The organism is Klebsiella sp. DY2415, from assembly GCF_026314315.1.
Taxonomy (GTDB): domain Bacteria; phylum Pseudomonadota; class Gammaproteobacteria; order Enterobacterales; family Enterobacteriaceae; genus Klebsiella; species Klebsiella ornithinolytica.
The window spans coordinates 140,180-158,225 of record NZ_CP111115.1 but is presented as its reverse complement, the minus strand read 5'-3'; the positions used below and the strand labels follow the sequence as shown (position 1 = coordinate 158,225).

Sequence of the window (18,046 nt, the reverse complement as noted above, 5' to 3'; positions counted from 1 at the left end):
TAAAAAAAAGCGCCCGCAGGCGCTCAGCGTATCTCAGCATAAAACCCGGCCGCAGCCGGGCTGCCGTTTTATCAGATTTAATCCCAGCTCAGCACCACTTTTCCGGACTGGCCGGAGCGCATCGCATCAAAGCCCTGCTGGAACTCATCGATGCCAAAACGGTGGGTAATGATCGGTGACAAATCCAGCCCGGACTGGATCAGTGCGGCCATCTTGTACCAGGTCTCGAACATTTCCCGGCCATAAATCCCTTTGATAAACAGCCCCTTGAAAATAACTTTTGTCCAGTCGATGGACATATCCGACGGCGGAATACCGAGCATCGCAATACGACCGCCGTGGTTCATGGTATCCAGCATGGTGCGGAATGCCGGCGGCGCGCCGGACATTTCCAGGCCCACGTCGAACCCTTCGGTCATCCCCAGTTCGGCCATCACATCGGTCAGGCTCTCTTGCGCAACATTCACAGCACGCGTCACGCCCATTTTACGCGCCAGACCCAGTCGATATTCGTTCACGTCAGTAATAACCACATTACGTGCGCCGACGTGTTTCGCGACCGCAGCCGCCATGATCCCAATCGGGCCTGCGCCGGATACCAGTACATCTTCGCCAACCAGATCGAACGAGAGCGCCGTGTGGACCGCGTTGCCAAACGGGTCAAAAATCGACGCCAGATCGTCAGAAATATTGTCCGGGATTTTGAAGGCATTGAAAGCCGGAATGACCAGATATTCCGCGAAACAGCCCGGACGGTTCACGCCTACGCCGATCGTGTTACGACACAGATGTGTACGGCCAGCACGGCAGTTGCGGCAGTGGCCGCAGGTAATATGCCCTTCGCCGGAAACGCGATCGCCAATCTTAAAGCCGCGTACTTCCTGGCCGATACCCACGACTTCACCCACGTACTCATGCCCTACTACCATCGGCACCGGGATGGTTTTTTGCGACCACTCATCCCAGTTATAAATGTGTACGTCGGTACCGCAAATCGCGGTCTTGCGGATTTTGATCAGCAGATCGTTATGGCCGACTTCCGGTTCCGGTACGTCGGTCATCCAGATGCCTTCTTCCGCTTTCAGTTTGGATAACGCTTTCATCTCACGCCCTCAGGCAATCACGCCCAGTTGTTTACCGATGCGGGTAAAGGCTTCTACCGCACGTTCAATTTGTTCAGGGGTATGCGCCGCAGACATCTGGGTGCGAATACGCGCCTGGCCTTTTGGTACCACCGGATAGAAGAACCCGGTGACGTAAATCCCTTCTTTTTGCAGCTCGCGCGCAAAGTTTTGCGCAATCACGGCTTCGCCCAGCATAACCGGGATAATCGCGTGGTCGGCACCGGCCAACGTAAAGCCCGCGGCGGTCATTTTTTCGCGGAACAGGCGCGCGTTGGACCACAGGCGATCGCGCAGTTCAGCACCGGATTCCACCATCTCCAGCACTTTGATAGAGGCAGCAACAATCGCCGGGGCCAGCGAGTTGGAGAACAGATACGGACGCGAACGCTGACGCAGCCATTCAACGACCTCTTTACGTGCAGCGGTATAGCCGCCGGATGCGCCGCCCAGCGCTTTACCTAATGTCCCGGTGATGATATCGACACGGCCCATCACATCGCAGTATTCATGAGAGCCGCGGCCGTTTTCACCGACAAAGCCGACGGCGTGGGAATCGTCGACCATCACCAGCGCATCGAACTGATCCGCCAGATCGCAGACGCCTTTCAGGTTGGCGATCACGCCGTCCATGGAGAATACGCCGTCGGTGGCGATCAGCACGTGGCGTGCGCCGGCTTCACGGGCCTCTTTCAGACGTGCTTCCAGCTCCTGCATATCGTTGTTGGCATAACGGTAGCGTTTTGCTTTGCACAAACGCACGCCATCAATGATGGAAGCGTGGTTCAGGGCATCAGAAATAATGGCATCTTCCGGGCCCAACAAGGTTTCAAACAGGCCGCCGTTGGCATCGAAACAGGAGGAGTAGAGAATCGCATCTTCCATGCCGAGGAACTCAGCCAGCTTCTTCTCAAGCGCTTTGTGGCTATCCTGCGTACCGCAAATAAAGCGCACGGAAGCCATACCAAAACCGTGGCTGTCCATCCCCGCTTTCGCGGCGGCAATCAGCTCCGGATGGTTAGCCAGACCCAGATAGTTATTGGCGCAGAAGTTAATCACGTTGCTGCCGCCGACGGTAATATCCGCCTGCTGCGCCGACGTAATAATGCGTTCTTCTTTAAATAACCCTTCCGCGCGAGCGGTCTCGAGGCTATTGGTCAACTGTTCGTAAAAATCACCACGCATTGCAACTCTCCAGATTTGGCAAAATTTGGCACATATTACCCAAAGCTATACGCTGATACGAGATGATGCATGCCTGGATGAATTATTTGCAGCATAAATCACGCTCGCCAACCGCTTTTCGGCGAATGGCTGAAGCCTGCTCCATGTGGTGATATGATATGAGTATTCATGTCCGGATTGTCTCTGGACTCCATACTTCAAAGGTTACAGTTATGATCATCGTTACCGGCGGCGCAGGTTTTATCGGCAGCAACATCGTTAAAGCCCTGAATGACAAAGGCATTACCGACATTTTGGTCGTAGATAATCTGAAAGACGGCACCAAGTTTGCTAACCTGGTAGACCTGGATATCGCTGATTACATGGATAAAGAAGACTTCCTGATTCAGGTGATGGCCGGGGAAGAGTTCGGCGAAATTGAAGCCATATTCCACGAAGGCGCCTGCTCTTCCACCACGGAGTGGGACGGCAAGTACATGATGGATAACAACTATCAGTACTCCAAAGAGGTGCTGCATTACTGCCTGGAGCGTCAGATTCCGTTCCTGTACGCCTCGTCGGCGGCAACCTACGGCGGCCGCACCAGCGACTTTATCGAATCCCGTGAATATGAGCAGCCGCTGAACGTTTATGGCTACTCCAAATTCCTGTTCGACGAATACGTCCGCCAGATCCTGCCGGAAGCCGACTCGCAGATCGTTGGCTTCCGCTATTTCAACGTCTACGGGCCGCGCGAAGGGCACAAAGGCAGCATGGCGAGCGTGGCTTTCCACCTCAACACCCAGTTGAATAACGGCGAAAGCCCGAAACTGTTCGAAGGCAGCGATGGCTTCAAACGCGATTTCGTCTACGTAGGCGACGTGGCCGCGGTAAACCTGTGGTTCTGGGAAAACGGCGTATCCGGCATTTTCAACCTCGGCACCGGCCGTGCGGAATCTTTCCAGGCGGTAGCCGATGCCACGCTGGCATACCATAAGAAAGGCAGCATCGAATACATCCCGTTCCCGGAAAAGCTGAAAGGCCGCTACCAGGCATTTACCCAGGCGGATCTGACCAACCTGCGCGCTGCGGGCTACGACAAGCCGTTCAAGACCGTTGCCGAAGGCGTAACGGAATATATGGCCTGGCTCAATCGCGAAACTGACGCCGGTTCACAAAATCATTCAAGCGATAGCAAGGCGGCAACGAAGTAAATCTCCGGGGGCTTACTAAAGTCAGTGACCGGGATGAACGCAGGCAGCCAACGCAGAGATGGCTTGAAGGATGAAGTGAATGAAAATATTGGTGGTTGGCCCGTCATGGGTGGGCGACATGATGATGTCGCAAAGTCTCTATCGCACGCTCAGAGCGCGCTATCCCCAGGCAATCATCGACGTGATGGCACCCGCATGGTGCCGTCCGTTGCTGTCACGAATGCCGGAAGTCAACGAAGCCATCCCGATGCCGCTCGGCCATGGCGCGCTGGCGATAGGCGAGCGCCGTAAGCTCGGACACAGTCTGCGCGAACGACGCTACGACCGCGCCTACGTGCTGCCGAACTCATTTAAATCGGCGCTGGTTCCCTTCTTCGCCAACATCCCGCACCGCACCGGCTGGCGCGGTGAGATGCGCTACGGTCTGCTGAACGACGCGCGGGTGCTGGATAAAGACGCCTGGCCGCTGATGGTTGAACGCTATGTCGCGCTGGCCTATGACAAAGGGGTCATGCTCAGCGCCAAAGACCTGCCGCAGCCGCTGCTGTGGCCGCAGCTGCAGGTTTTTGACGGGGAAAAATCGCAGGTCTGCAACGCATTCAACATCTCTGCCGACCGTCCGATCATCGGCTTCTGCCCCGGAGCGGAGTTTGGCCCGGCAAAACGCTGGCCGCACTACCACTACGCCGAGCTGGCAAAGCAGCTTATCGACGAGGGGTATCAGGTGGTTCTGTTCGGTTCGGCCAAAGACCATGACGCCGGCAACGATATCCTTGCCGCGCTGAATACCCGGCAGCAGGCATGGTGTCGCAATCTGGCCGGAGAAACCCAGCTTGAACAGGCGGTCGTCCTGATTGCCGCCTGTACGGCCGTCGTCAGTAACGATTCCGGTCTGATGCATGTTGCCGCGGCATTGAACCGCCCGCTGGTGGCGCTGTATGGCCCAAGCAGCCCCGACTTCACCCCGCCGCTGTCCCACAAAGCGCGGGTGATTCGCCTGATTAGCGGCTACCACAAAGTCCGTAAGGGCGATGCCGCGGAAGGTTATCATCAGAGCCTGATCGATATTACGCCGCAGCGCGTACAGGAAGAGCTAAACGCGCTCCTGCAGGAAAAAACCGATAAAGAGGAAGCGTAGCGGATGCGGGTATTGATCGTAAAAACCTCGTCCATGGGCGACGTCCTGCATACGCTGCCCGCGCTGACCGATGCTGTGCAAGCTTTTCCCGGCATTCGCTTTGACTGGGTCGTCGAGGAGGGGTTCGCACAGATCCCGTCCTGGCATGAAGCGGTCGATCGGGTGATTCCCGTCGCCATTCGTCGCTGGCGTAAAGCCTGGTTTTCTGCCCCCATCAGGGGCGAACGCCAGGCCTTTCGCGATGCCGTACGGGCACAGAAATATGACGCGATTATCGATGCTCAGGGTCTGGTCAAAAGCGCCGCGCTGGTCACCCGGCTGGCGCACGGCGTGAAGCACGGTATGGACTGGCAAACCGCCCGCGAGCCGCTGGCCAGCTTGTTCTACAATCGCCGTCACCATATCGCGAAGCAGCAGCATGCCGTTGAGCGCACCCGCGAACTGTTCGCCAAAAGCCTGGGCTACACCCGGCCGGAGAGTCAGGGAGATTATGCCATCGCCCGCCACTTTACCCGCCAGGATGCCGCCTCTGCGGTGCCGTATCTCGTCTTCCTCCATGCCACGACCCGCGATGACAAACACTGGCCAGAAAGCCACTGGCAGGCGCTTATCGCTCTGCTGGCCGACAGCGGCCTGCAGATTAAGTTGCCGTGGGGCGCCCCGCATGAAGAAGCGCGGGCCAAACGGCTGGCGGATGGCCACGACTTTGTCGAAGTACTGCCGCGCATAAGTCTGGAGCAGGTCGCTCAGGTTCTGGCGGGCGCCAGAGGCGTGGTTTCCGTTGATACCGGCCTGAGCCATCTGACCGCCGCGCTCGATAAAGCCAATTTTACGTTATATGGTCCCACCGACCCGGGGTTGATTGGCGGTTACGGTAAAAATCAGTATGTCGTACGTCCGGAAAGCGGCAACAGTACCGGGGATATTTCCGCCGCCCGTATCGCGCAGCTGCTGCAATCTCAGGGGCTGATTTAATGGGTTCACTGTACAAGCAAATTTACCGCTACACGCGTCCGCGGGCTTTTCGCCATAACGAAAATCTCTGGCCGTATACCAAAATCACCCGTGCCGAAAGCGGTGAAATCCGCACGCTGCAGTACAAAGGTCAACACGTTCCGCTGGTCAGCCTGAGCGCGTTAAAAAACAGCGCGCATGGCGAGGTTTTGTTGACGGCGACCGGCCCCTCCACCCGCCGTATTGATTTTTCACGGCTGCCGGAGAGCGTGCCGGTGATGGGTGTCAACGGCGCCTGGTTTCTCTCTGATACGCTCAGGTTTTCGTTCTACACCATTGTCGATATGGAGTTTTACGACAAGCAACCCGACATTATTCGCTCGGTGATCGGCCAGCCCGATCTTGTGCTGTTTACCACCATGCACGGGATCGCCAAAATCTACGATCGCTATCCGGCCGATCTGCGCTGCCGCCTGGCGCTGATTGAAGACGGCTGCTATAAAATTTACCAGCCTAAAGTCGCCAGCAGCATGATGCGGCAAACCTATCAGCATATCGAAGCGCTGCGCTTCCACCCTGAGCGCCAGGATATCTGCTTTAGCACCGATATCCGCCACGGGGTCTTTGATGCCGGCACCGTGGTCTACTGGTCCTTACAGATCCTCGCCTGGCTGGGGTTCGACACTATTCTTATCAGCGGGCTGGACATGAATAATTTCCACGAACCGCGGTTCTACGAAACACAACAGAATAAACTGCCTTCCTACCTGGCAAACAAAGTGGATGACCTGGTCATGCCGTCCTTTTCGCACGCCGCTTGTGTGCTACAACAAAACCATATTCGGGTCATCAATTTCTCCCAGGAGAGCGCGGTGCCGGAATCGATTTTTGCAAAGGTTTCTTTTGATGCGTACTTTAAAAATAAGTAACTATGCCATTCAGGGTTACTCCATTTTCTTTCCCTTATTTTTATTTTTCAGCGCTATTTTTTGCATCTCCACCCGGACGAATAACCTGCTCCACCTGTCGATTCTGCTGTTCCTGCTGTCTTTACTGAACAAAGACCATCGCCAGGCGCTGGCGGAGAGCACCCGCCAGCAATGGCTGACCTATGCGCTGCTGGTGGTCTTCTTTGTCTACTATGCGCTCAGCAATCTCTGGGGGCATACGCCGCAACATATTGACTCGCCGCTGACTCACGGCACCTACCTCATCTTCTACCTGCTGCTGCTCACCACCCTGATGGGCCATCCCCGCACCCGGCATCTGGCGCTGCTCAGCGTGGTTGCCGGAGTCACCGTGCTGTCTGTCTGGACGCTGGCGATAGACCATACGCTGGTTCTGACCTTACGCGAAGTCTCAGCGGAAAACCCAGGCCCGACCAACGTTATCGACCTGGCAGGATACTGTGGCATCGCCATCTTAATTTGCTGCCTGCTGTTGCAAGAGAAAGCCAGTCATTATCTCTATGTGCCGATCGCTATCCTGCTGGTGATGATGGTCTTTACCCAGAGTCGCGGGCCGATTATCGCCCTGGCGCTGGCCTTCTGCTGCACGCTGCATCTGCAGGTGTTTACGCGCCGTAATTTAGCGATCGTCGCCACGCTGGCGGTGGTGCTCGGGCTGGTCTTCTTCCTGACGCCGGTTGGCGACCTGCTGTTAGCCCGCTTTGAGGAGATGGGGACACAGAGTGGTCTACGTTTCAGTATCTGGCGCCATACGCTGGCGGAAATCGCGGACCATCCCTGGCTGGGTCGGGGGTTCGATTATGGACTCGAATTCATTAACTACAGCGGTGAACACATCACCACCACCCACAGCGTCTATCTCGGCTCGCTGCTGAAAGGCGGCATCATTGGCCTGCTGCTGCTGCTGGCGGTCATCGCCAGCGGATTATGGCGGGCATGGTGCAAACGCCGCGGCGACAGCCGATACAGCCTGGCGATTTTCATGTATGCATTGATTTTTATGGCGTCGCAGGGGATGTTTATCGTCAGCAACCCGCGAGAAACCTGGGTGCTGTTCTGGTTACCGCTCGGGATTGCGTTGAGCAACAGCCTGACGGCGAAACGGCCGTAAGGCCGTCGTGAAAGCGTAACCGAAAAGGGCCCGTCCGGGCCCTTTTTTATTGCCGCAAACGCGTGGCAACCAGACTATCAGCCTGCTCCTGGATCATCGGCCATATGGCGTCAATCGGGACATCCGCCACGTTCTCTTCCTCGCAGACAATCTGCCTGGCCTTAGCATAACCCGGAGCCCAAATGGTATAACCCGGCAGGCCAGTATCCTTGAGCTTGCGCTTGTTATAGACCGCCACCATCGGCTTATCAAACACCCTGGCAATATGCACAATGGAAGTGTCAGCGGTAATCACCAGATCGCAGCAGCGGATAACTTCTACCGCCGAGTTGATATTGCTGTCAGCCAGATACAGAGCCATATCCAGCCCAAGCTGACGGATTTTCTCGCTGCGACCGACCATCACCACGCTCACTTTATAGGGGAGCTGACGGAGCCGTTCAATGAGCGCGGCGACCTGATGACGGCAGAAATCCTTATCTGTTGAGGCGGTAAAAGGATTGATGGCCACGCATAGCTGTCTGTCACTTTCTGTCGCCAGTAACTTTTCCACTCGCTGGCGCTCGCGTATATCGCCGGGAACGTGATAATGATAGTGCTCATCTCTCACGCCAAAAAGCTTAACCACCTGTTTATAGCGGGCGGAAATATGGCTTTTGCTATCATAAAAGGTGATTGACTGGTCATACAGCTTATATTTCTCTTTATTAAAACCAATGACGCAGGGCGCGCGTAAATCAGAGAGAAACTTAAACCGTTCATAGGTTTTCACGTCATCAAAATCTATAACCGCATCAAAATTAAGTGCGCGTAACGCCGCGAGTGACATGCGCGGTTTATACAAATATACATTCTCAAGAAATATTGAGCCTGCTAATATTTGCATGCATACAGGACCGGTGAGGACAGAAACTTTATAGCCGTGCTCGGCGAGAAGTCTGGCACAGCCGGTGGTTACCACCATGTCGCCGACTTTATCATCCAGACGCAGTAATAAAATGCGCTTCACCTGAGCGGGATTGAACGGCTGGCGCTCAGCTTTATTTCTATAACGAAAATTAATTAAATTAAATTTAATGTCGCGGAAAAAAGCATTTTTCTTCCGCGTCAGTTGTTTAAGGATACGCATACGGTACCTTAGGGTGCCTTTTATCGCTGTGTGTGTTTCCGCTGGTAATATTCTGCCAACGTCATCCCCTTCACCTGCGGCGCCAGCCAGTTAAAAAATGCTTCCAGGTCGACATATAACTGCTCGATATCCTGTTTATTTTTAAATGTTGGGCTGCCGCCAGGCATATACTCAGAAGAGTGCAGCATATATTCGACGTAATCATTACCCTGAGTCAATGTCTGCTGCACCACTTTCTTCATGGTGTCGACATTTCCCCCCATCGGGCGCAGCCAGTGAACGGAAGGCGAACGCACTTTGCCGCGCAAGCGATCGTAGCCCTGCTTCACGCTGTTCATCCAGCCGGAGTGCTTATATTGAATGCTCATCGGCACTTCCAGCAGCGAAGAGCCGCCTTCGCGACTGATATCGTTCTCGTCAAGGAAATAGGCATGCTGCGGGAAACGACGGTAATCGGTACCACCGTCCCCCTGCGGGGCGCCTTTCGCCGTCTTCCAGTTGACCCGCGGCGTGACCGAGCAGTCAACCAGATAGCCATGCTCCACCAGCAGGCGGGCGTAGCGCTCATCAAACGCCCAGCGTCCGGCGCGATGGCTGACCATTTTCGTCTGGAAAGTGTCTTCCAGCAGATGCGTCATGTAAGCGACTTTTTCGCGCATCGCCGCATCGGAATATTCAATCAGATAGGGTTTATGACGCCAGTCGTCATCGGTCAACGGGTCCGTCGGCGGGCTGTTCCAGGCATGGAGGTGCATGCCGATTTCCGCCGTCCCGCGGGCAATCACATCTTTGGCGAATTCGATATAAAAGGGATCGATCGCCATTTCATAGTTGGTCAAATAGACCGGTTTAAAACCATACTTTTCGCAAAGCTGCTGAAAACGCGGTAAATAGCGCGCATTCTCGGTGGTAATGCTGTCATGTTTTTGCCAGAGGTTATCGCCCTCTGTATCAATCGTGATGAGAAATGCGGGATTGTGCACGAAAACGTCCTCAGAGCATACGTATCGGGTCATGGTAGAGCAATACAACGCTTCTCTCAATCAGTCTGATCCCCTAGAATCGGAAACCTGATATTGAATGAAGAACAGAGAATGACGCCTGAAACCCGCTCTTCCGGCCCTGTGACCCCGACGCGAATCCTGGTTATTAAGCTGCGCCATCATGGCGATATGCTGCTGATCACGCCGCTCATTCACGCCCTCAAACAGCAATATCCCGCGGCCAGCGTTGATGTCCTGCTGTATGAAGAAACCCGGGATATGCTCGCCGCCAATCCTGATATCAATCAGATTTTCGCCATTGATCGGCGCTGGAAAAAACAGGGCACCGGCCACCAGCTCAAGATGGAGTGGCAGCTGATTCGTGCGCTGCGCCAGCAGCGCTACGATATGGTGCTCAATCTTGCCGATCAGTGGCCAAGCGCAATTATCACGAAACTGACCGGCGCGCCAATCCGCATCGGCTTTGACTTCCCGAAGCGTCGTCACCCGGCATGGCGTTTTTGTCATACCGCTCTCGCCTCAACACAGCAGCATAACCAGCAGCACACCGTGCAGCAGAATCTGTCGATTCTGGCGCCGCTTGGGCTGGAGATGAATGACGCGCCGGCGAAAATGGGCTACAGCGAGCAGGACTGGCACGTCAGCCTCGCGCTGCTGCCGGAAGGATTTCAGGACAACTATATCGTCATTCAACCGACCTCCCGCTGGTTCTTTAAGTGCTGGCGCGAAGAGCGAATGAGCGCCCTGATTAACGCCCTCTCTGACGCAGGCTACCCGGTCGTGCTGACCTCCGGTCCCGATGCCAAAGAGAAGCAGATGATCGATACCATTATGGCGGGCTGCCCCAATGCTCGTTTACACTCCCTCGCCGGTCAGCTGACTCTGCGCCAGCTGGCATCCGTCATCGATCATGGCCGCCTGTTTATCGGCGTCGACTCCGTACCGATGCATATGGCCGCCGCGCTGGGTACGCCGCTGGTGGCGCTGTTCGGCCCCTCCAAACTCACCTTCTGGCGTCCATGGCAGGCTAAAGGTGAGGTGATCTGGGCAGGTGATTTCGGCGCTATTCCCGACCCGGATGATATCGACACCGGCACAGACGAACGTTATCTCGATTTAATTCCCACCGACGCGGTTATCGCGGCGGCGAAAAAGGTACTGGCATGAGCAAATTCAGGCTGGCCCTGGTGCGACAGAAATATCGCCCGGACGGCGGCGCGGAGCGCTTTGTCTCCCGCGCGCTGGAAGCCCTTGATAGCAGCAATCTTGAACTGAACGTCATTACTCGCGAATGGCAAGGGCCGGTGAAACCCGACTGGAATATTCATATCTGCAACCCGCGTAAGTGGGGGCGGATCAGCCGCGAACGCGGTTTCGCCGACGCCGCCCGCCGGCTGTGGCAGAGCGAACATTTCGATCTGGTGCAGAGCCACGAACGCATTCCCGGCTGCGACCTGTACCGCGCCGGGGACGGCGTGCACCGCCGCTGGCTACAGCAGCGCTCGCGCATTTTGCCCGGCTGGAAAAGCCGCCTGCTGTTTGCCGACCGCTACCATCGCTATGTCATGCAGGCTGAGCGCGAAATGTACCAGGACTCGCACCTGCGCGGCGTCATCTGCAACGCGGAGATGATAAAACGCGAGATTATTGAAGACTTCGGCCTGCCGGCGGAGAAAATCCACGTTATCTATAACGCCATTGATAACCAGCGTTTTCTGCCGCCTACGGAAGCGGCCTTTGTTGCGCTACGTCACCAATGGAATCTGCCGCTGCAGGCGACCTGCCTGATCTACGTCGGCTCCGGCTTTGAGCGCAAGGGGCTGGATGCGGCGATCCGCGCCATCGCCCCCACCGATCGCTATCTGCTGGTCGTCGGTAAAGACAAAGATCAGAATCGCTATCAGTCGCTGGCGAAAACCCTCAACTGCGAGGAGCGGGTCCGCTTTTTCGGCATGCAGTCGGAAACCCTGCCGTTCTATCAGATGGCCGACGGCCTGCTGCTGCCGACGCTGTACGATCCGTTCCCCAACGTTATTCTCGAAGCGATGGCCTGCGGCCTGCCGGTCATTACCACCACCGGCTGCGGCGGCGCGGAGTTTATCGTTCAGGGCAGCAATGGCTACGTTTGCGATGCGCTGGATATCCCGGCCCTGCAGGAGTCGGTTAGCGCCCTGCCCGCCCGGGCGTTAGGCTCTGCGGAAGGGGAGCGCGCCCGCGAGCGCATCATGACCTGCACCAGCGAACGACTCTCGACGCAGCTGCTCTCCCTCTATCAGGATCTGGTGAAATAACGATGCGTATACTGTTTGTGATCGACGGCCTGCCCGGCGGCGGGGCGGAGAAGGTCGTGCTGACCCTGGCTGAGCATTTTCTGCGCCAGGGCGAACGGGTCTCACTGTTTTCTCTGCGCGACGTCTGCGATTATGCGCTGCCGGAAGGGCTGGATTATCAGGTTGTGAGTGACCGCAGCCGGACACCCTGGCGCAAAATCACCGAACTTTCGCGCCGCGCCCGCCAGCTGGATGCCGCCATCGTCACAGCCGAACAGCAGGGTGAATTCGATCTGGTGCTCTCCAACCTGCATAAAACCGATCGCATTGTCGCCCGCAGCCGGTCGCTGAAAAACCGGAACGTCTGGTTCTGCCTGCATGGCGTCTTTTCCACATCATATCTGGGCCATCGCACCGGATTTGATCGCTGGATGAAACAGCAGAAGATTAAGCGTGTCTATCAGGGACGCAACGTCATTACCGTCTCCGATGCGGTAGGTCAGGATCTGGTCGAACAGTTCGCCATCCGCCCGGCACAGTTAAAAACCATTTATAACCCGTTCGATATTCCCGCTCTGCGCGCCGCCGCCGATGCGCCTGGCGAGCAGCCTGCGGGGGATTATATTATTCACGTCGGTCGGTTCCACCCGGGGAAACGCCACGATCGCCTGATCGAAGCCTATGCGCAAAGCGGAATCACCGCGCCGCTGGTGCTGCTGGGTCAGGGTAAACCGGAGCAGGAACAGCGCCTGCGCCAGCTGGCGCAGCAGCTACAGGTTGCCGATCGTGTTCTGTTTAAAGGCTTTCAGAAAAACCCGCTGCCGTGGATTAAGCATGCGCGGATGCTGGTGCTCAGCTCCGACAGCGAAGGCTTTGGTAACGTGGTGGTTGAGGCGCTGCTGCTAAATACCCCGGTGGCCAGCACCCGCTGTCCTGGCGGGGTGACGGAAATTCTCACCGGCGAATTAGCCAGCGGCCTGGCCGATCTGAACAGCCCGGCGCTGGCCCGGACGATGCAAAGCATTTACCATAACCCACCAGCTATCGAACCTTCCGCACTGGAAAAATTCAGCGTGGATACGATTTGTCAGCAGTACCGTCAGCTGCGTCGCGGCTGACGCCGCTATTTAACCAGGATCGAATGATTTATGAGTCAAACGCCTTTACTGAGCATTGTGGCTGCCGTTTATAACGGCGAAAAATTCCTTGCGCAATTCTTTGAGTGCATTGAACAACAGCAGCTGGAAAGCTATGAGCTGATCCTGGTCAACGACGGTTCGACGGACGGTAGCCTGGCGGTTATCGACGAATGGAAAGCGCGCTTACCCCATATTATCGTGCTGGAACAGGAAAACCAGGGCGTCTCGGTCGCGCGTAATACCGGCCTGGCGGTGGCAACCGGCAAGTACCTGGCCTTCCCGGATATTGACGATAAGCTTTATCCCGGGATGTACCGTACGCTGCTGGAGATGGCCGAAAAGGGCCGCCTTGATGTCGCCACCTGTAACGGCCGCTACGTTTACGAAACCCGCAAAGATATCCACCCTATTCTTCCACCGGACCGTCTGCCGTCGACCGGCATCCTGCCAGGCCACGTCTGGCTTAAACAGGCGCTGGATTCGCGCAAGTTCCTGCACGTGACCTGGCTGAATATCTATCGCCGCGAATTTATCATGCAGCACAAGTTCCACTTCGAGCCCGGATTACGTCATCAGGACATTCCGTGGACCACCGAAGCGCTGCTGGCGGCTGAACGCGTGCAGTACACCAGCGAACAGTTCTACGATTACTATATTCACTCGGAATCGGTGTCGCACAAACCGGACAATGACGATACGTTGATGCGCTCGGCGCGCCACTACATGAAAATTCTGGAGATGCTGGAGGCCATCAACCAACGCTATCCTGATAAGGTGCGTCATATTTCCGCCTGCCGCTGGCAAATTGCCAAAGAGGGGCTGGGAATTATTCATACCTTTGATAGCATGAAAGATGAGTCAAAAAAGCATATTATCATTAAAGAATTCTTTGACCGCGGCATCTGGCGTCTGATCTGGAAAAATGCGCGTACCTTCCGTTTACGCTGGCGCCTTGGCCGACGCTATTTGCGCATTAAACGCTATCGCGACGCGACCTGACTCTGAATCCCGTTGTTTCCGCCAAAGAGATAGCTTTACGCGGGCTAAATGCTTAGAATTTGCCCGCTAAAACATAAATCGGATAAATCGCTTGGAATTGCTTTATACCACCCTACTCTATCTTATTCAGCCGCTGGTATGGCTGCGACTGCTGCTGCGCAGCCGTAAGGCCCCTGCCTACCGAAAGCGCTGGGCTGAACGTTATGGCTTCTGTCAGAACAAGGTAGCGCCGGATGGGATTCTGCTGCATTCCGTTTCCGTGGGTGAGACGCTTGCTGCTATCCCGCTCGTGCGCGCGCTGCGCCACCGCTACCCCTCGCTGCCTATCACCGTCACCACCATGACGCCGACCGGCTCAGAACGCGCCATGTCCGCCTTCGGCAAAGATGTTCATCATGTCTATCTGCCTTACGATTTGCCCTGCGCAATGAACCGCTTCCTCAACACGGTGCAACCGAAGCTGGTTATCGTGATGGAAACCGAGCTGTGGCCAAATATGGTCGCCGCGCTGCACAAACGTAAAATCCCGCTGGTCATCGCCAACGCCCGTCTGTCGGAGCGTTCCGCCAAAGGCTACGCGAAACTGGGGAAATTTATGCGTCGGCTGCTCAGTCGCATCACGCTGATTGCGGCGCAGAATGAAGAAGACGGCAATCGCTTTCTGGCTCTGGGCCTGAAGCGCAACCAGCTGGCGGTCACCGGCAGCCTCAAATTTGATATTTCCGTGACGCCAGAGCTGGCCGCGCGCGCAATTACCCTCCGCCGCCAGTGGGCGCCGCACCGCAAAGTCTGGATAGCCACCAGCACCCACGACGGTGAAGAACAAATTATCCTGCAGGCGCACAGGAAGCTGCTCGATACTTTCCCGGATCTGCTGTTGATTCTCGTCCCTCGTCACCCGGAGCGCTTCGCCGATGCACGAGAAATGGTGCAGAAAGCGGGGATGAGCTTCACGCTACGCAGCACCGGCGAAATCCCGTCGAACAGTACCCAGGTGGTGATCGGCGATACCATGGGCGAGCTGATGCTGCTGTACGGCATTGCCGACCTCGCCTTCGTCGGCGGCAGTCTGGTCGAACGCGGCGGTCACAACCCGCTGGAGCCGGCGGCACACGCCATCCCGGTACTGATGGGCCCGCACACGTTCAACTTCAAAGATATTTGCGCCAAGTTGCAGCAGGACGATGGTCTGATTACGGTCACCGACGTCAGTTCGCTGGTCACCCAGGTCTCCAATCTGCTCACCGATGAAGACTATCGTCTGTGGTACGGCCGCCACGCGGTGGAAGTGTTGCATCAAAACCAGGGCGCGCTCTCGCGTCTGCTACATTTACTGCAACCCTATCTGCCGCAGCGGAGCCACTAATGTCGACCCGACTGTCCGTCGTAATGATCGCCAAAAATGCGGCGGATCTGCTGGCTGATTGCCTGGCCTCGGTAGCGTGGGCCGATGAAATCGTGCTGCTGGACTCCGGCAGTAGCGATAACACCGTCGAACTGGCCCGTCGCCTCGGCGCAACGGTCTACATCAACAGCGACTGGCAAGGCTACGGTATTCAGCGTCAGCGCGCCCAGGACTACGCGACCGGCGACTATGTGTTGATGATTGATACCGATGAACGCGTGACGCCGGAGCTGGCCTGCTCACTTCGCCGTGTACTGGAGGCGCCCCAAAAAGGTGCCGTCTACAGCATCGCCCGGCGTAACTATTTCCTTGGCCGCTTTATGCGCCATAGCGGCTGGTATCCCGACCGCGTCATGCGTTTGTACGAACGCAGCCGTTTCCGCTATAACAATAATCTGGTGCACGAATCGCTCGATGCCAAAGGCGCGCAGGTTATCGAACTGTCGGGCGATTTACTGCATCTGACCTGCCGCGACTTCTCCGGCTTCCAGCAAAAGCAGCTGGCCTATGCCTCTGCCTGGGCACGGGAGCGCCACCAGAAGGGGAAGAAGACCTCTCTGGCGAGCATTTTCGGCCATACGCTGGGGGCTTTTGTGAAAACGCTGCTGCTACGCGGCGGCGTGCTGGATGGTAAACAGGGCTGGCTACTTGCCGTGGTCAACGCGCAGTATACGTTTAATAAATACACCGAGCTGTGGGCGCTGAGCCGCGGCTACTCAGAGAAAGTGTAATTATGAGCACAAAAGCGATCTATCCGGGCACCTTCGACCCCATTACCAACGGGCATATCGATATCGTCACGCGTGCCGCCAGCATGTTTGACAAGGTGCTGCTGGCCATTGCCGCCAGCCCGAGCAAAAAACCGATGTTCACCCTCGACGAGCGTATTGCGCTGGCGGAGCAGGCAACGGCGCATCTGGTCAACGTCGAGGTGGTTGGTTTCAGCGATCTGATGGCGAATTTTGCCCGCGCGCAGCAGGCGAATATCCTCATTCGCGGTTTACGTGCGGTGGCGGACTTCGAATATGAGATGCAGCTGGCACATATGAACCGCCACCTGATGCCAACCCTGGAAAGCGTCTTCCTGATGCCCTGCAAAGAGTGGTCGTTTATCTCTTCATCGCTGGTGAAGGAAGTGGCGCGCCACCAGGGCGATGTTTCCCACTTCCTGCCGGCCAACGTACACCAGGCGCTGCTGAAAAAGCTGTAATCTTGCGCCGTCCGGGCTACCCGCCAGCAATCGCGTGAACCCGTACCCGGCTGGCGAGGCGTCACCGGGATCGTGGTGACATCAGCACCTTACTTCTGACACTGGCGGCAATAAAATGTTGCCCGCTGAGCATGTTTGCTGGCTGTAATCGGCGTGCCGCAAACGCGACAAAGCTCGCCCTTGCGGCCATAAACCTGCAGCTCCTGGGCGAAGTAGCCCGGCTTGCCATCACTTTGCAGGAAATCCTTCAGCGTCGTGCCCCCCTGCTCAATCGAGCGTAGCAGCACCGCTTTAATCACTTTTACCAGCCGTTCACACTCTTCGCGTGAAAGCGAAGACGCCAGCCGATCGGGATGGATCCCGGCCGAAAACAGCGATTCGCTGGCGTAGATATTGCCGACCCCGACCACCAGTTTGTTATCCATCAGCCAGGGCTTAATAGCGGTTTTCTTTTTCGCGCACTTCTGCTGCAAATAGTCGGCATTAAAATCATCGCTCAAGGGCTCTGGGCCAAGATGTGCCAGCGCAGGATGCCCTTCCAGCGAGCGGGTCCACAGCCAGGCGCCAAAGCGGCGTGGGTCGGTGTAGCGCAGGACCTTGCCATTACTCATCACGAGGTCAACATGATCGTGCTTTTCTGCGGGCAGCTCTTCACTCAGAATTCGCAGACTTCCCGACATCCCAAGGTGGACGATAATCCAGCCGCCGGGCAGCTCGAGCAGCAGATATTTGGCACGGCGCTGCACGCTCAGCACCGGTATGTCGCTCAAACGATAGATTTCTTCACTGACCGGCCAGCGCAGACGCCCGTTGCGAATAACGGCGTGCAGAATGGTTGCGCCCACCAGGTATGGTTCGATGCCACGCCGGCTGGTTTCTACCTCAGGTAATTCAGGCATTCGTTTTCCTCCGTTAACCCAGAGTATTGTGCTGCAGCAACAGACGACAGGGAAGCAAATTCCCGGCAGGGTTTATCCGACGGGTTCTGCCGGACAAAAAACAAAAAACCCCGCCGGAGCGGGGTTTTCTTTACAAGGAAACTAAAATTATTTGATTTTAGCTTCTTTGTATAAAACGTGCTGACGGACAACTGGATCGAATTTTTTCAGTTCCAGTTTTTCCGGCTTAGTACGTTTGTTCTTCGTGGTGGTATAGAAGTGACCAGTACCAGCAGAAGAAACCAGCTTGATTTTCTCACGAATACCTTTAGCCATGATTTA

Annotated in this window: 18 protein-coding genes; 12 read left to right on the top strand and 6 right to left on the bottom strand. The window is 56.2% G+C overall.

Going from position 1 to position 18,046, the window contains the following annotated elements:
• Nucleotides 1-77 precede the first annotated feature (77 nt).
• Together tdh and kbl are read right to left on the bottom strand one after the other, a co-directional pair.
• Entirely contained in the window at nucleotides 78-1,103 is a 1,026-nt protein-coding gene (gene tdh / locus OQV00_RS00755) for an L-threonine 3-dehydrogenase (protein ID WP_004868917.1), read from the bottom strand.
• A gap of 9 nt (nucleotides 1,104-1,112) precedes the next feature.
• Nucleotides 1,113-2,306 (bottom strand): glycine C-acetyltransferase, encoded by a 1,194-nt coding sequence (gene kbl / locus OQV00_RS00750; RefSeq protein WP_004868920.1) that lies wholly within the window; start codon nucleotides 2,304-2,306, stop codon nucleotides 1,113-1,115.
• Between the two features lie 212 nt (nucleotides 2,307-2,518).
• Between kbl and rfaD the strand changes: the two genes are divergently transcribed.
• The 5 genes from rfaD (at nucleotide 2,519) to OQV00_RS00725 (ending at nucleotide 7,670) form a co-directional block, all read left to right on the top strand.
• The gene (rfaD, locus tag OQV00_RS00745; RefSeq protein ID WP_004868921.1) at nucleotides 2,519-3,499 is read left to right on the top strand and encodes an ADP-glyceromanno-heptose 6-epimerase; all 981 of its coding nucleotides are present in this window, start codon (nucleotides 2,519-2,521) and stop codon (nucleotides 3,497-3,499) included.
• 79 nt (nucleotides 3,500-3,578) lie between these two features.
• The gene (gene rfaF, locus OQV00_RS00740; protein ID WP_004868923.1) at nucleotides 3,579-4,637 is read left to right on the top strand and encodes an ADP-heptose--LPS heptosyltransferase RfaF; all 1,059 of its coding nucleotides are present in this window, start codon (nucleotides 3,579-3,581) and stop codon (nucleotides 4,635-4,637) included.
• A gap of 3 nt (nucleotides 4,638-4,640) precedes the next feature.
• Nucleotides 4,641-5,612 carry a lipopolysaccharide heptosyltransferase RfaC gene (gene rfaC, locus OQV00_RS00735; protein WP_128319004.1) on the top strand — a complete coding sequence of 324 codons (972 nt, stop codon included), beginning with the start codon at nucleotides 4,641-4,643 and terminating at the stop codon, nucleotides 5,610-5,612.
• Nucleotides 5,612-6,520 carry a hypothetical protein gene (locus tag OQV00_RS00730; protein ID WP_004868927.1) on the top strand — a complete coding sequence of 303 codons (909 nt, stop codon included), beginning with the start codon at nucleotides 5,612-5,614 and terminating at the stop codon, nucleotides 6,518-6,520. Before rfaC ends, OQV00_RS00730 begins: the two co-directional genes overlap by 1 nt.
• Nucleotides 6,498-7,670 carry an O-antigen ligase family protein gene (locus tag OQV00_RS00725; protein ID WP_032718394.1) on the top strand — a complete coding sequence of 391 codons (1,173 nt, stop codon included), beginning with the start codon at nucleotides 6,498-6,500 and terminating at the stop codon, nucleotides 7,668-7,670. The genes OQV00_RS00730 and OQV00_RS00725 overlap by 23 nt, the downstream gene beginning before the upstream one ends.
• 46 nt (nucleotides 7,671-7,716) lie before the next feature.
• Here OQV00_RS00725 and OQV00_RS00720 read toward each other — a convergent pair whose 3' ends face one another.
• Nucleotides 7,717-8,799 carry a glycosyltransferase family 9 protein gene (locus tag OQV00_RS00720; RefSeq protein ID WP_004868932.1) on the bottom strand — a complete coding sequence of 361 codons (1,083 nt, stop codon included), beginning with the start codon at nucleotides 8,797-8,799 and terminating at the stop codon, nucleotides 7,717-7,719.
• A gap of 20 nt (nucleotides 8,800-8,819) precedes the next feature.
• Complete coding sequence (locus OQV00_RS00715) at nucleotides 8,820-9,782, bottom strand: polysaccharide deacetylase family protein (RefSeq protein ID WP_004868934.1); 963 nt, start codon at nucleotides 9,780-9,782, stop codon at nucleotides 8,820-8,822.
• A 111-nt stretch (nucleotides 9,783-9,893) separates the two neighbouring features.
• On the opposite strand from OQV00_RS00715, the gene rfaQ reads away from it, so the two are divergent.
• From rfaQ to coaD, 7 genes are all read left to right on the top strand, one after another.
• On the top strand, nucleotides 9,894-10,970 hold the full coding sequence (gene rfaQ / locus OQV00_RS00710) for a putative lipopolysaccharide heptosyltransferase III (protein ID WP_044346800.1): 1,077 nt from the start codon (nucleotides 9,894-9,896) through the stop codon (nucleotides 10,968-10,970).
• Nucleotides 10,967-12,094, top strand: coding sequence for a glycosyltransferase family 4 protein (locus OQV00_RS00705; protein ID WP_004868936.1), 1,128 nt, complete (start codon nucleotides 10,967-10,969; stop codon nucleotides 12,092-12,094). The genes rfaQ and OQV00_RS00705 overlap by 4 nt, the downstream gene beginning before the upstream one ends.
• A gap of 2 nt (nucleotides 12,095-12,096) precedes the next feature.
• Nucleotides 12,097-13,191 (top strand): glycosyltransferase, encoded by a 1,095-nt coding sequence (locus OQV00_RS00700; protein WP_004868939.1) that lies wholly within the window; start codon nucleotides 12,097-12,099, stop codon nucleotides 13,189-13,191.
• 30 nt (nucleotides 13,192-13,221) lie between these two features.
• Nucleotides 13,222-14,211, top strand: coding sequence for a glycosyltransferase (locus tag OQV00_RS00695; RefSeq protein WP_004868941.1), 990 nt, complete (start codon nucleotides 13,222-13,224; stop codon nucleotides 14,209-14,211).
• Nucleotides 14,212-14,302: 91 nt separating this feature from the next.
• Nucleotides 14,303-15,577, top strand: a complete 1,275-nt coding sequence (gene waaA / locus OQV00_RS00690; protein WP_004868944.1) for a lipid IV(A) 3-deoxy-D-manno-octulosonic acid transferase — start codon at nucleotides 14,303-14,305, stop codon at nucleotides 15,575-15,577.
• Complete coding sequence (locus OQV00_RS00685; protein WP_004868946.1) at nucleotides 15,577-16,347, top strand: glycosyltransferase family 2 protein; 771 nt, start codon at nucleotides 15,577-15,579, stop codon at nucleotides 16,345-16,347. The genes waaA and OQV00_RS00685 overlap by 1 nt, the downstream gene beginning before the upstream one ends.
• 2 nt (nucleotides 16,348-16,349) lie before the next feature.
• Nucleotides 16,350-16,826, top strand: a complete 477-nt coding sequence (gene coaD / locus OQV00_RS00680) for a pantetheine-phosphate adenylyltransferase (RefSeq protein WP_004868947.1) — start codon at nucleotides 16,350-16,352, stop codon at nucleotides 16,824-16,826.
• Nucleotides 16,827-16,915: 89 nt separating this feature from the next.
• Here coaD and mutM read toward each other — a convergent pair whose 3' ends face one another.
• Both mutM and rpmG read right to left on the bottom strand, forming a co-directional pair.
• Nucleotides 16,916-17,725 carry a bifunctional DNA-formamidopyrimidine glycosylase/DNA-(apurinic or apyrimidinic site) lyase gene (gene mutM / locus OQV00_RS00675; protein ID WP_004868948.1) on the bottom strand — a complete coding sequence of 270 codons (810 nt, stop codon included), beginning with the start codon at nucleotides 17,723-17,725 and terminating at the stop codon, nucleotides 16,916-16,918.
• A 147-nt stretch (nucleotides 17,726-17,872) separates the two neighbouring features.
• The gene (gene rpmG / locus OQV00_RS00670; RefSeq protein WP_003024094.1) at nucleotides 17,873-18,040 is read right to left on the bottom strand and encodes a 50S ribosomal protein L33; all 168 of its coding nucleotides are present in this window, start codon (nucleotides 18,038-18,040) and stop codon (nucleotides 17,873-17,875) included.
• Nucleotides 18,041-18,046 lie beyond the last annotated feature (6 nt).